11 protein-coding genes and 1 tRNA gene are annotated in these 11,868 nt (G+C 72.8%); 8 read left to right on the top strand and 4 right to left on the bottom strand.

Features of this window, described 5'->3' with window-relative positions; translation table 11 throughout:
* The first annotated feature begins 35 nt into the window (after positions 1-35).
* Together CXH06_RS10480 and CXH06_RS10475 are read left to right on the top strand one after the other, a co-directional pair.
* A complete protein-coding gene (locus CXH06_RS10480; RefSeq protein ID WP_114855131.1) occupies positions 36-1,511 on the top strand; it encodes a lipase maturation factor family protein in 1,476 nt (491 codons plus the stop codon).
* Between the two features lie 104 nt (positions 1,512-1,615).
* Positions 1,616-2,233 (top strand): biotin transporter BioY, encoded by a 618-nt coding sequence (locus CXH06_RS10475; protein ID WP_114855130.1) that lies wholly within the window; start codon positions 1,616-1,618, stop codon positions 2,231-2,233.
* 49 nt (positions 2,234-2,282) lie between these two features.
* Here CXH06_RS10475 and CXH06_RS10470 read toward each other — a convergent pair whose 3' ends face one another.
* Positions 2,283-3,299: a YdcF family protein gene (locus tag CXH06_RS10470; RefSeq protein WP_114855129.1), complete on the bottom strand. Its 1,017-nt coding sequence runs from the start codon at positions 3,297-3,299 to the stop codon at positions 2,283-2,285.
* Between the two features lie 114 nt (positions 3,300-3,413).
* On the opposite strand from CXH06_RS10470, the gene CXH06_RS10465 reads away from it, so the two are divergent.
* Positions 3,414-3,908: a DUF6328 family protein gene (locus CXH06_RS10465; RefSeq protein WP_114855128.1), complete on the top strand. Its 495-nt coding sequence runs from the start codon at positions 3,414-3,416 to the stop codon at positions 3,906-3,908.
* A gap of 14 nt (positions 3,909-3,922) precedes the next feature.
* Here the strand turns inward: CXH06_RS10465 and CXH06_RS10460 are convergent, their stop codons facing one another.
* The 3 genes from CXH06_RS10460 to CXH06_RS10450 all read right to left on the bottom strand — a co-directional run bounded on the left by CXH06_RS10460 (position 3,923) and on the right by CXH06_RS10450 (position 7,411).
* Complete coding sequence (locus CXH06_RS10460; protein ID WP_157975696.1) at positions 3,923-4,765, bottom strand: CPBP family intramembrane glutamic endopeptidase; 843 nt, start codon at positions 4,763-4,765, stop codon at positions 3,923-3,925.
* A 143-nt stretch (positions 4,766-4,908) separates the two neighbouring features.
* Positions 4,909-6,339: a tagaturonate epimerase family protein gene (locus tag CXH06_RS10455; protein ID WP_114855127.1), complete on the bottom strand. Its 1,431-nt coding sequence runs from the start codon at positions 6,337-6,339 to the stop codon at positions 4,909-4,911.
* A 40-nt stretch (positions 6,340-6,379) separates the two neighbouring features.
* Positions 6,380-7,411, bottom strand: a complete 1,032-nt coding sequence (locus CXH06_RS10450; RefSeq protein WP_114855126.1) for a zinc-binding alcohol dehydrogenase family protein — start codon at positions 7,409-7,411, stop codon at positions 6,380-6,382.
* Between the two features lie 160 nt (positions 7,412-7,571).
* Here CXH06_RS10450 and CXH06_RS10445 point away from each other — a divergent pair, with 160 nt between their 5' ends.
* The 5 genes from CXH06_RS10445 to CXH06_RS10425 all read left to right on the top strand — a co-directional run bounded on the left by CXH06_RS10445 (position 7,572) and on the right by CXH06_RS10425 (position 11,847).
* The gene (locus CXH06_RS10445) at positions 7,572-8,576 is read left to right on the top strand and encodes a LacI family DNA-binding transcriptional regulator (protein ID WP_114855125.1); all 1,005 of its coding nucleotides are present in this window, start codon (positions 7,572-7,574) and stop codon (positions 8,574-8,576) included.
* Positions 8,577-8,585: 9 nt separating this feature from the next.
* Positions 8,586-9,257 (top strand): helix-hairpin-helix domain-containing protein, encoded by a 672-nt coding sequence (locus CXH06_RS10440; RefSeq protein ID WP_114855124.1) that lies wholly within the window; start codon positions 8,586-8,588, stop codon positions 9,255-9,257.
* 147 nt (positions 9,258-9,404) lie between these two features.
* Positions 9,405-11,171: a TrkA family potassium uptake protein gene (locus CXH06_RS10435; protein WP_114855123.1), complete on the top strand. Its 1,767-nt coding sequence runs from the start codon at positions 9,405-9,407 to the stop codon at positions 11,169-11,171.
* Positions 11,172-11,179: 8 nt separating this feature from the next.
* The gene (locus CXH06_RS10430; RefSeq protein WP_114855122.1) at positions 11,180-11,677 is read left to right on the top strand and encodes a peroxiredoxin; all 498 of its coding nucleotides are present in this window, start codon (positions 11,180-11,182) and stop codon (positions 11,675-11,677) included.
* 81 nt (positions 11,678-11,758) lie between these two features.
* A tRNA-Ser gene (locus CXH06_RS10425) sits at positions 11,759-11,847 on the top strand.
* Positions 11,848-11,868 lie beyond the last annotated feature (21 nt).

Below are 11,868 nucleotides of genomic sequence, written 5' to 3'. Positions count from 1 at the left end.
TCATCGTCAGGGACGGATCCGGGAAGGTGACCGCGATGGATGCGACGGCCTGGCTCGCCCTGCTGGACGGGCACGACTACACGATCGCGCGCGAGGTCATCCAGCGCGGCGTCGCCGCCGTCTTCGTGCTCGCCTTCACCTCGACGCTGCACCAGTTCCCGGCGCTGCTGGGGGAGCGGGGCCTGCTGCCGGCTCCCGAGTTCCTCGCCCGCCCCGCCTCCCGCCGGGCACCGAGCCTGTTCCACTGGCGCGCGACCCCCTACAGCGACTCCCTGCTGCGGGCGATGTGCCTGCTGGGCATCGTGCTCGGTGCGCTCGTGGTCCTGGGCCTGCCGCAGCGGGGACCGGCCTGGACCATGATCGCGGTGTTCGGGGTGATGTGGGTGATGTACCTGTCGATCCACTCCGTGGGGCGGATCTTCTACGGCTACGGCTGGGAGTCGATGCTGCTCGAGTGCGGGTTCGTGGTCGGCTTCCTGGGCTCCCACGCGGTCGCGCCGCCGATGCTGGTGCTGCTGTTCCTGCGCTGGATGCTGCTGCGCCTCGAGTTCGGGGCCGGGATGATCAAGATGCGCGGCGACCCCGCCTGGCGGGATCTCACCGCGATGGATCACCACCACCTCACGCAGCCGATGCCCGGTCCGCTCAGCGCCCTCGCGCATCGTGCGCCGCGCTGGTGGCACCGGGTGGAGGTGCTGGGCAGCCATGCCGTCCAGCTCGGCGTGATCTGGCTGGTGCTGCTCCCGCAGCCGGTCGCCTCCCTCGCCGCCTGCGCGGTGATCCTCAGCCAGCTGTACCTCGTGGCCACGGGCAACTACGCCTGGTTGAACTGGCTGACCATCCTCATCGCCTTCTCCGCGATCAGCGACTCCTTCCTACGCTGGATCGCGGGCGGTCCCGTGCCCGGTCCGCTCGCCGGCGCACCGGCGGCCGCGGGCGACCCGAGCCCGCTGTGGTGGCATCTGCTGATCCTCCTGGTGACGGCGGTCCTGATCGTGCTCAGCGGGAAGCCGCTGCGGAATCTCTTCTCCTCGCACCAGCTGATGAACGCGAGCTTCAACCGCTTCCACCTCGTCAATGCCTACGGCGCCTTCGGCTCCATGACGCGGCGGCGGCTCGAGCTGATCATCGAGGGGACCCTCGCCGAGGATCCCGCGGCGGCGGGGGAGGGGGAGTGGCGGCCCTACGAGTTCCGCGGCAAGCCCGGCGACCCCTGCCGCCGCCCCCGTCAGATCGCGCCATACCACCGGCGGCTGGACTGGCAGATGTGGTTCCTCGCGCTGCGTCCCGGAGCCCAGGACTGGTTCGTGGCGCTGCTGGAGCGGATCCATGACGGGGACCCCGCGATCCGGCGCCTGCTGCGCGTGGACCCCTTCGACGGGGTCGCTCCCACCGCGGTGCGGGTGCGGTGCTGCGAGTACCGCTACGCGAGCCCGCAGGAGCGCCGCGAGAACGGCCGCTGGTGGACGCGCGAGGACCTCGGAGTCATCTCGCGCCTCGGGGTGTCCTAGGGGTGCCTGCTCGCCGGTCTCCTGCCGCTCGTCCCGCGCGGCACGTCGACTAGGCTGGGGCCTTCCGTCCACGACCCCCATGATCTCCACCCCCGAGGAGTCCGATGTCCGCGCTCGCCGTCCCGGTCCGCCGCCCCGTCCTGGCCGATGCCCTCGCGCCGCACCGCACCCGTCTGCGGGATGCGGGCCTCGTGCTCGCCGGAGCGGGCGTCGTCGCCCTGCTCGCCCAGGTCACGATCCCGCTGCCGATCGTGCCGATCACGGGCCAGACCCTCGGCGTGATCCTCGTCGGGGCCTCGCTGGGGTCGCGGCGCGGCGCGGCGGCGCTGCTGACCTATCTGCTGGTCGGGCTCGCCGGCGCACCGGTCTTCGCCGAGTTCACCGGGGGCCCCGCCGCGGTGCTGCTGCCGAGCTTCGGCTTCCTCCTCGGCTTCGTCCCCGCGGCCTTCGTCGCCGGCTGGTTCGCCGAGCGCGCCTGGGACCGCCGGCCGCTGCTGGCCCTGGTGGGCTTCGTCGCCGCGAGCGTGGTGCCCTTCCTCGTCGGCGTCCCCTACCTGGCGATGATCCTGAACGCCGTGATGGGCGCGCAGCTGGGCCTCGTGGGCATCCTCGAGGTCGGTGTGCTCCCGTTCATCGTGGGCGGCCTGGTCAAGGCCGCGATCGCCGCGGTCCTGATCCCCGCGGCCTGGCGCGGGGTGCGCGCCCTCGACGAGCGCCGCTGACCCCTGACCACGCAGGATCCGAGCCGCCGGCGCACAGCGCGCCGGCGGCTCACTGCGTCAGCAGCGCCGCCCGGACGATGAGGCCGACGAAGGCCAGCGAGGGCAGAAACGTCACGGTCAGCCAGATCTTGCGGTAGGACAGGATCGCGATGAACTCGCGCAGGGTGGCGCTGGGCACGTAGTAGAACGTCGTCCGCCCGCCGATGGCCTCGTCCTCGTAGCCGAGCGTCCGAGCCAGCAGCGCGGCGCGGAAGGCGTGGTACCGACTGGTCGAGACGACGTAGGGGCCCTGATGGCCCGCCTCGTCGAGGACCCGGTGGGAGAAGATCAGGTTCTCCTCCGTGGTGCGGGACGCGGTCTCGGCGCGGACCCGGTCCTCGGGGACGCCGGCCTCCTGGAGCAGGTACTCGGCCATCGCCTCGCCCTCCGCACGGGGCTCGTCCTCGCCGCGACCCCCGGAGGGCACCAGCAGCGGGTCGATCCCTGCGGCCAGCAGCCGCTCGCGCTCGGTGACACCGCGCTCCAGGCGGCTGCGCAGGAGAGGCGGGACCCGTCCGTCGATCAGCCCGGAGCCGTGGACGATGATCCCCGTGGTCTGCAGCTGCCGGGGGAAGAGCTGGTAGGGCACCGAGGCGCCCAGGAACACCAGGAACGCGAGGCCCACGTGCAGCGCGATCACACCCAGCAGCATGCCCAGGCCGATCCCCACTGGGGTGAGCGTCAGCACCAGGGCGGTCGAGACCACCGGTGCGCCCAGCAGCGCGAGGCCGGCGAGACCGGACAGCGCCGTGCCCAGGGAACGCCCCTCCTTGCGCACCATCGTCAGTCCGTTGAGGACCAGGAAGACTCCCAGGGCGATCACACCGAGCACGGCCAGCAGCGCGCCCGCACCCACCAGCAGCGCGCCGAGCGGGATCGTCTCGGAGACCAGTCGGCCGATCAGGGAGATGCTCGAGAACAGGGCGAGCAGCAGCAGCACCCCGTTGCGCACCCGGCGCCGATCCTGCCGGAACACCAGCAGGTAGAGACCCCACCACAGGGCCGTCCCGACCATCGCTCCCAGCATCGCACCCTCCTCGTGCCCGTCCGCCGATCGGCAGCATCCGGCTCCATCCTGGCACCTCACGCGGGGCGCACCGCGCCCTCGCGGGCCTCCGTGAGCTTCCGTACACTCAGGGCCATGAGGGAGGACGAGGAGCCACCCGCGGGCGGCTACCGGCGCGACGAGCCCGACGCCGACCGCCTGGACCGCAACTGGAACGAGCTGCTCCAGGAGATCCGCGTGCTGCAGACGGGCTCGCAGATCCTCGCGGCCTTCCTCATCGTGCTGCCCTTCCAGTCGCGCTTCGAGGAGCTCGACCGCGTCCAGACCCTGTGGTACCTGGGTCTGCTGCTCCTCGCCCTGGTCATCGTGGCGCTCCTGCTCACGCCGGTGGGCATGCACCGGCACCTGTTCCGTCGGCGCGTCAAGGACGAGATGGTCCTGGCCGCGAACCGGCTGCTGAGGGCCGCGATCACGCTGGTGGCCGTGCTGCTGACCGGGGTGGCCGTGTTCGTCGTCGACGTGGTGCTCTCACGCCCGGCAGCGCTGGTGACGGGGATCCTGCTGGCCCTGCTGATGGTGGTGTTGCTGGCCGTGCTCCCGCGCCGGATGGCGCGCCGGTCCCCGACCTGATCGGCGGCGGATGGTCAGGAGCCCAGCAGCACGCCGACGTCCGCCCCGAGCTCCGGCGCGCAATGCAGGGCGAAGGCCGGCCAGATGCTGCCGGTGAGGGAGCGGATCCAGGCGAAGGCCAGCCCCATGGCGGTGGCGAAGAGGCCGCCGCCCACGCTGAGCGACCAGGAGCCGTCGGCTCCCAGCAGGATCATGTGTCCCAGCCCGAAGACGACGGCGGTGAGGACCGCGCCCCACCCCAGAGGTGCCCCGAGCACCCGTCGTGACGGCGGCAGGGCACGATCGAGCACGGCGAGCATCATCCCGCGCCAGATGAGCTCCTCGGTGAGGTTCGGGAGGGTCGCATCCCAGACGATCTGCTCCATGCCGACCGCGCGGCCCGCATCCTCCCCGGTGAGCGCCGCGACCGCTCCCAGTCCCACGAACAGGGCGAGGACGACCGTGATCGCGATCAGGGCGGGGCGCGCGGAGCCCGGGACGAGGCGGCCGCGCAGTCCGGTCTCCTCCCGCGCCCAGCGTCGGAGCAGCAGGAACAGGATCCCGACCCACAGCAGGTCCAGGATCTTCCCCTGCCAGTTCCCCTGCAGCCCGGCGAACAGGGGAAGGGTCAGGATCCGTCCCGAGAGGGAGGTCAGCATGACCCCGTAGGCCACGACCGCCACCGCTGTCCACAGCTCCCGCGGCGGCGAGCCGCGGTCCCCGGAGGTCAGCGCCGCCGCACCGGCCAGGACCAGCAGGCCCAGCACGAGCGTCCCGCCCCAGAGGGCGGCGGAGCCGAGGCTGCGGACCACCGCCGGCAGTCGGTCCGGGTCCTCGAACAGATGCAGGAGGACCACCACGGCCAGGGGAGCGAGCACCGGGAGGATCCAGCGCGCGGAGTCCGTGGGGGCGACGGGCCGTGGGGGGGGCGGGACCTGCGCCGGGATCCATGCCCCCAGTCTCACCGATCGGCCGCCGGCGGTCCATGGCGCCCGGGCCCGGAACCGCCGGCGACGTCCCCTCAGCGCCCGCCGGCGGCGAAGGGGGCCAGGTGCCGGCCGATGTGGGCGGCGACGACGTCGGTGTGCTCGGCCTGGTGCGCCGCCACCACCGACAGGAAGCGGTCGTGGATCGAGGCGCCGGAGGCGTCGGTCCCGTTCAGCGAGTCGCCGTAGCCCACGTGGAGGATCTGGCGCGCATCGGCGGAGCGGATGAGGTCCACCAGGTCCACCCCGGCCAGCGAGGTGGGGGTGCGGTCCTCGTGGGCGGAGACCTGGTAGCTCGCGCGGGCCTTGACGTAGGAGGCCCGGGAGATGTCCCAGATGGCGCCGAACAGCTCCGGATCGTGGGCCGCGACGATCTCCACGCCGCACAGGTAGCTGGTGCCGGAGGTCTTCAGGTGCACGTGCCCCTGCGTCGCCTCGACGCACAGCGGGTAGATGGAGAACTTGTCGGAGCCCGAGTGCAGGGAGATCCGGTAGCCGCCGAACTGCTCGGAGATCGCGTGATGCGCCTCGAGGTTGGTGCGCAGCTCCTCGACGTCGCCCAGGAAGTCCAGGCCCTTCTCGAAGCCGTCGACGTAGCGGGGGGCGAAGCTGAACCAGCTCGCGCCCAGCCGCTTCAGCTCGGCGGCGAGGTAGTAGTGCTCGAAGAAGGTGGTCTGCCAGGCCGTCTCGTCGACCGCGAACTCGATCTCGATCTCGTGCTGCGCCTGCGAGGTGGCGTGGCGGTACAGGCGCATCGCCTCGACCACGGCCCGGCCGTACTTCACCGCGGCGGTGAGCACGTCCTGCTCGGTGACCTCGATCTGCGAGTGGCCGACGTCCAGCGTCATCCCCACGTAGCGGGAGCGCAGGTCCGCGAGGGTGTCCTCGAGGGCGTCCCAGGGCAGCGACTCGGCGTCGGCCGCGGTGACACCGCCGGTGACGTCGGCGACCATGTCACCGGGATCGAGGGTGAACATCACGAAGCCGGCCTCGAGACCGCGGTCGATGCCCTCGGTGGACTTGATGTGGTCGCAGTCGGCGCCGAAGCCGCGGTCCCAGCCGGCCTCGACCAGGCCGAAGACCACATCGTCCATGACCTCCTGGGCGGTGCGGCCCAGGCGGTCCATCTCGCGGATCGACTGCTGGGCGAGCACCGGCATCACACCCGTGCCCTGTGCGCCGAAGGCCCGCGCCTGGCCGGGAGTGGCCAGGCCCGTGCGGTCCCCGGTGCCCACCGAGGTGCGGCTGCCGCTGATCAGGCGCGGGCGGAGCACCTCGAAGGCGCCCTGCAGGGCGCGGGCGTTGGCGGTGGACAGCTCGCCCACCAGCACGTGGCCGTCGCCGCGTGCGGCGGCCGTGCCCTCGAAGGCCGCCAGGGCCTCGGCGGTGGAGGCGGCCACCTCCAGGGAACGGGCGGAGCCGTCGTAGCGGATGCTCGCTGAGAGGGAATCGGTGCGCAGGGTCATGGTGATCTCCGTTCGGGTCGGTGAGGTCGGTCGTAGCGGGTCAGGGGGCGGGCGGGAACTCGAGCAGCACCTTCACGTCGTCCCCGGCGCCGGCGGCGGCGTCGCGGAGCGCCTGCGGCCCCTGCTCGAGGGGGACGATGCGGGTGCGCAGCGGGGAGACGTCGACCCGATGTGAGCTGATCTGCTCGATGAGCTGCGGGAAGATGTCCCGGCTGTTGCGGGAGCCCAGGACCTCCAGCTCCTTCTTCAGCAGCACCGAGGGGCCGAAGGTGACGTCCGCGGTGCCGTTGCCGATGAGGACCAGGCGAGCACCGGTGGCCGCGGCCTCGAGGGCATTGGTGAAGGAGACGGGCAGCCCGGTCGCCTCCGCGACCACGTCGAAGCCGTCCCCGCCGGTGGCCTCCTGGACCACCTGCGCGATGGGGGCGGTGGTGAGATCGGCGGTGCCGGCGGCGCCGAGGCGGGCGGCGAGGGCGAGGCGGGCGGGGAGGACGTCGGCGATCCAGACCTCGGCCCCGCGGGCGCGGGCCGCGAGCATGGTCAGCATCCCGATCGCGCCCGCGCCGAGGACCAGCATCCGCTCGCCGCCGGCCACCCGGGCGCGGCGCACGGCATGGCTGCCGATGGAGAAGGGCTCCACCAGTGCGAGATCCCGCGGATCCATGCCCGGGGCGGGGTGCAGGTGCTCCAGCGGCATGCACAGCAGCTCCTGGAACGCCCCGTCGCGGTGGACCCCCATGGTCTGGTTGCGCTCGCAGGCGTTGGTCAGCCCGCGGCGGCAGGAGTAGCAGGTGCCGTCCGGGAAGTACGGAACCCCCGTGACCAGGTCGCCGACGGAGAACCCCGCGGCATCCTCCGCATCTGCGGGCAGCTCGAGGATCTCGGCGGAGAACTCGTGACCGGGCACGCGGGGGTAGGAGGCGAAGGGCTGGGTGCCGCGGAGGGTCTGGACGTCGGAACCGCAGATGCCCGCGAAGAGCACGCGCAGCAGCGCCTCGCCGGGGCCGGGGCGCGGGGCGGGGACCTCGGCCAGCTCGACCCTCCCCGGGGCCGTCACCTGGATCGCTCTCATCGCGGGGTCCACTCCTTCGCGAACGTGCAGGGTGAGCACCGACGGTGCCCGTCACACCGTAAACGATTGCATGTCCAGGGCCTGGGGGACAAACGATCTCGTCCCGTAAGATCACCGAGGGATGCAAAGTTTGCATCGCGGAGTGGGGAGGAGGTCCGCCATGGCCGTGACCCTGCGCGACGTCGCCGCCCGGGCCGAGGTCTCGATCGCTACCGCCTCCCGGGCCTTCCAGCGGCCCGAGCTGGTCGCGACCGCCTCGCGCGAGCGCGTGCTCGCCGCGGCCGAGGAGCTCGGCTACCGCCCCAATCGCAGCGCGCGCGCCCTGATCACGGGGCACGCCGGTGTGTTCGGCGTGATCGTGCCGGACCTCGAGAACCCCTTCTTCCCCGCCGTGCTCAAGGGGGCGCAGGCGCGGGCCCACCAGCGAGGTGCGCAGCTGCTGATCACCGATGCGGGAGAGGCGCCCGAGGGGGAGCTGCCGCTGGTGCGCACCCTGGCCGGCCAGGTCGACGGCATCGTGCTGTGCTCGAGCCGGATGGACGAGGAGTCCCTGGCCGAGGCCGCCGGCCTCACCCCGCTGAGCCTGGTCAACCGGGTCTCCGCCGCGCTGCCCGGCGTCGTCGCCGATCCGGATCCCGGCATCCCCGCGGCCGTGCAGCACCTGCGGCGCACCGGCCACCGCCGACTGGGCTACGTCGGCGGTCCCGCGGTCAGCCGCTCCGATGCCGCGCGGCGAGAGATCATCGCGCGGATCTGCGGGGCGTCGGGGATGGAATGGGAGGACATCGGCAGCTTCCCCCCGACCGTCGAGGGCGGCCGCAGCGCCGCGGAGGCCGTGCTCCTCACCGAGGTCTCCGCGGTGCTGGTCTACAACGACGTCATGGCACTGGCGCTGATGGAGCGCCTGCGGGGCCTCGGCGTCGAGGTCCCCGGCGGGATCAGCGTGGTGGGCTGGGACGACATCCCCTTCTCCGCGCTGGTCACGCCCGGTCTCAGCACCGTGCGCGTGCCGCGCTACGACATGGGCGTCGCCGCGATCGACCTGCTCGACGGCGGGGGTGCCGGCCCCGGGGCGTCGCCCGCCGCCGGAGCCCCGCCCCGCATCTCGCTGCCCACGCGCTTCGTCCCGCGCGGTTCCGCGGCGAGGGCCGCCGCGTCGCAGTAGTCTGCGCCCATGTGCGACCTCGAGTCCCGGATCGGTGACGTCCCCGGCGTCGGTGCGCCCGCCGCGCGGGCGCTGGCGGAGCAGGGGCTGAGGACCGTCGGCACCCTCGCCGGAGCGGACTGGGCGGTCCTCGCGTCGTTGCACGGCGTCGGCCCCGCCGCCGGGCGGCGCCTGCAGGCCGTCCTCACGGAGCACGGGGAGAGCCTGCGGAACCCGCCGCCCCCGCGGGCGGCGAGGGCCTCCGGCTCCACCCGCCACACGGGCGTGACGGCGAAGGACGTCCGGACCCGTGCGACCGACGTCGACCCCGCGGCGTACGTGGACTCCCTGGCGGGCCGTCGCCGCCGCGAGGGCGCCGCGCTGCTGGCGCTGTTCGGCGAGGTGACCGGGGAGCCCGCCACGATGTGGGGTCCCAGCATGATCGGCTTCGGCGAGTACCACTACGTGTACGCCAGCGGCCGCGAGGGCGACACCTTCCGCCTCGGCTTCAGTCCCCGGACGGCGGAGATCGCCCTGTACGGGCTGCAGGGCTCGCCGCGCTGCGAGGAGCTCCTGGCCCGGCTCGGTCCGCACCGGCGGGGAGCGGGCTGCGTGTGGGTGCGGTCCCTCGAGGCCGTCGATCTCGGCGTGCTGGCCGAGCTGGTCGCGTACAGCTGGGAGCACCCGCCCGGGGTCGGCTGAGCACGGCCGATACGGCGTCCGGCCCGGTGTCGTGGTGTTGGGCTCACCGCCGCCGCGCCGATGGGCATCCCGGCCCGCCGGGGCCTACGCTTCAGGCCGGGAGGCGAGCCCCGCGGCGGGGCTCGGCGCGACGAGGAGAGGGACCACATGGGCCTGCCGACAGGCGACCGCCGACGCGCGGAGCGTGCACCGCTGCGCGGACGACGCTCGCGCGCCGGGGCGTGGATCGTGGCCATCGGACTCCTGCTCGTGGTCGTCCACGCGCTGGTGTTCCTCGCTCTCATGCACCTCGAGGGGGAGAGCCACTCCGCCGTGACCGCCGTCTACTGGGCGATCACGACCATGTCGACCCTCGGGTACGGGGACATCGTCTTCTCCACCGACACCGGACGCCTGTTCTCGGTGTGGGTCATGCTCAGCGGGGTCGTCTACCTGCTGGTGCTGCTGCCGTTCTTCGTCATCCAGTACGTCGTCACGCCCTGGCTCGACCGCCGGCGCCGCGCCCGGACGCCCCGTCGGGTGGCCCCGACCCTGAAGGACCACGTCCTGCTCGTGGGGTCCGACGCGGTGACCCAGGCCTTCGCGGCCCGCGCCGAGCGCTCCGAGGTCCCCGCCGTCATGGTCATCGAGGACCCGGTCGAGGCCGGTCAGCTCCACGACCACGGCCGGCAGGTGGTCGTGGGCCCGCTCGACGCCGCCTCCACCTATCGCAACGCGGGCGTCGCGCGCGCCCGCATGGTCGTCTCGACGCTCACGGACACGGCCAACACCAACGTCGCCTTCACCGTCCGGCAGGCCTGCGGCGACGTGCCCGTCGCGGTCACCGCGAGCAAGCCCGTCTCCAAGGACGTGCTGGGCCTCGCCGGGGCCGACCACGTCCTCCAGCTCGGCTCGGTGCTGGGTCGGGAGATGGCCTCGCGCGTCCTGGGATCGACCGGCCGGATCCATCGCATCGGCAGCTTCGGCGCGACCATCATCGCCGAGGCCTCGGTGCGCGGCACGCACCTGGCGGGGATGGGCCTGGAGCAGGCGCGCGCCGAGCTCCCCGACGGGGTGAGGCTCCTCGCGATCATGCGCAAGGGTCGCCTGCGGGCGATGACCCCGGACCTGAGGATCACCGAGACCACCGTGCTGGTGCTCTCCGGCACCGCGGAGGACCTCGCCGCCTATGACGAGCGCTTCCAGGCCGAGGGGCGCTTCGAGGAGCCGGTGGTGATCCTCGGCGGGGGCCGGGTGGGTCGCGCGGCCTCGCGCGCGCTGAGCGACGAGGGCGTGCCCAACACCATCATCGAGCTGGAGCCGGGACGGGTGGAGACCTCGTACTCGGTGCTCGAGGGGACCGCCAGCTACGTGGTGGTCCAGGGCGATGCCGCTGATCAGCGGATCCTGCGCCGTGCGGGCCTGGAGGACGCCTCGGCGGTGCTCGTCACGCCCCGGGACGACGACCTGAACGTCTACCTCACCCTGTTCTGCCGCCGGCTGCGGCCCGAGCTCCAGCTGGTCTCCCGCGCCACCTACGAGCGCAATGTCGCCACGCTCTACCGCGCCGGTGCGGACGGCGTGCTCTCCTATGCCACGATCGGCGCCACCGACCTGTGGAACCACGCCGGGCTCAGCCATCGGGTCCTGGTCGCCGAGGGCAACGAGCTGTTCCTGGTCCCGCGCCCCACCTCGCTCGCACGGCGTCCGATCCGCGACGAGGACGTCCACCGGCGCACGGGCTGCCACATCGTCGCGGTCGCCGACGAGGACGGCACCCTCCATGCCGACACCGAATCCATCCCCGCCTCCGCCTGCCGACTGCTGCTGCTGGGCGACCGCCACGCCGAGCACCGGTTCCGCGAGACCTACCTGAAGCGGCGCCGCCCCCGCCGGGAGGCCGGCGGCCCGCCCGCACCCCGTCCCCACCGCTGAGGAGAGTCATGTCCCCCGCACCCGTGAAGCTCGCCGTGGGCGAGCCCGCCCCCGCCCTCGACCTCCCCACCGCCGGAGGAGGGCGGGTGAGCCTCGCGTCGCTGCGCGGTGCGCCCGCGCTGCTGTGGTTCTATCCCGCCGCGAACACCTCGCTGTGCACCAAGCAGGCCTGCGACCTGCGCGACAGCCATCAGATGTTCCTCGACGCCGGCTATCGGGTGGTGGGCATCTCCCCGGATCCGGTGCCCGAGCTGGACCGCTTCGTCGCCGAGCAGGAGCTCCCGTACGCCCTGGCCTCCGACGAGTCCCACGCCGTCATGGAGGCCTACGGCGCCTGGGGCGAGAAGAACATGTACGGACGGCTGGTCCAGGGCACCATCCGCTCGACCTTCGCGATCGACGCCGAGGGCGTCCTGACCTTCGTGAAGTACCGCGTGGGGACCCCCAGGCACATCGCGCTGCTGCAGGAGAAGCTCGGTCTGGGCCCGGGCGCCGCCCAGATGTGACGTGATCTGCTCGCTCTCACGTTGGGAGCACCCGCCATGCTCCCGTATGCTGTATCGGCATGCCGTGATCGCGCGGCATCAGGAGACGTGGCAGAGCGGCCGAATGCGCTCCCCTGCTAAGGGAGTAGGCGACTACAATCGCCTCGGAGGTTCAAATCCTCTCGTCTCCGCCGACGAGAAGGCCCCTCACC

Origin of the sequence: Brachybacterium sp. YJGR34 (assembly GCF_003347015.1) — a bacterium.
Taxonomy (GTDB): Bacteria; Actinomycetota; Actinomycetes; order Actinomycetales; family Dermabacteraceae; genus Brachybacterium.
Note: the sequence above shows the minus strand (reverse complement) of the source record. Positions and strands in the feature narration are given on the sequence as shown.

Coding starts and splice junctions, on each gene's coding strand:
- CXH06_RS10480 (WP_114855131.1), top strand. CDS start 36: ATGGATGCGACGGCCTGGCTCGCCCTGCTGGACGGGCACGACTACACG.
- CXH06_RS10475 (WP_114855130.1), top strand. CDS start 1,616: ATGTCCGCGCTCGCCGTCCCGGTCCGCCGCCCCGTCCTGGCCGATGCC.
- CXH06_RS10470 (WP_114855129.1), bottom strand. CDS start 3,299: ATGCTGGGAGCGATGGTCGGGACGGCCCTGTGGTGGGGTCTCTACCTG.
- CXH06_RS10465 (WP_114855128.1), top strand. CDS start 3,414: ATGAGGGAGGACGAGGAGCCACCCGCGGGCGGCTACCGGCGCGACGAG.
- CXH06_RS10455 (WP_114855127.1), bottom strand. CDS start 6,339: ATGACCCTGCGCACCGATTCCCTCTCAGCGAGCATCCGCTACGACGGC.
- CXH06_RS10450 (WP_114855126.1), bottom strand. CDS start 7,411: ATGAGAGCGATCCAGGTGACGGCCCCGGGGAGGGTCGAGCTGGCCGAG.
- CXH06_RS10445 (WP_114855125.1), top strand. CDS start 7,572: ATGGCCGTGACCCTGCGCGACGTCGCCGCCCGGGCCGAGGTCTCGATC.
- CXH06_RS10440 (WP_114855124.1), top strand. CDS start 8,586: ATGTGCGACCTCGAGTCCCGGATCGGTGACGTCCCCGGCGTCGGTGCG.
- CXH06_RS10435 (WP_114855123.1), top strand. CDS start 9,405: ATGGGCCTGCCGACAGGCGACCGCCGACGCGCGGAGCGTGCACCGCTG.
- CXH06_RS10430 (WP_114855122.1), top strand. CDS start 11,180: ATGTCCCCCGCACCCGTGAAGCTCGCCGTGGGCGAGCCCGCCCCCGCC.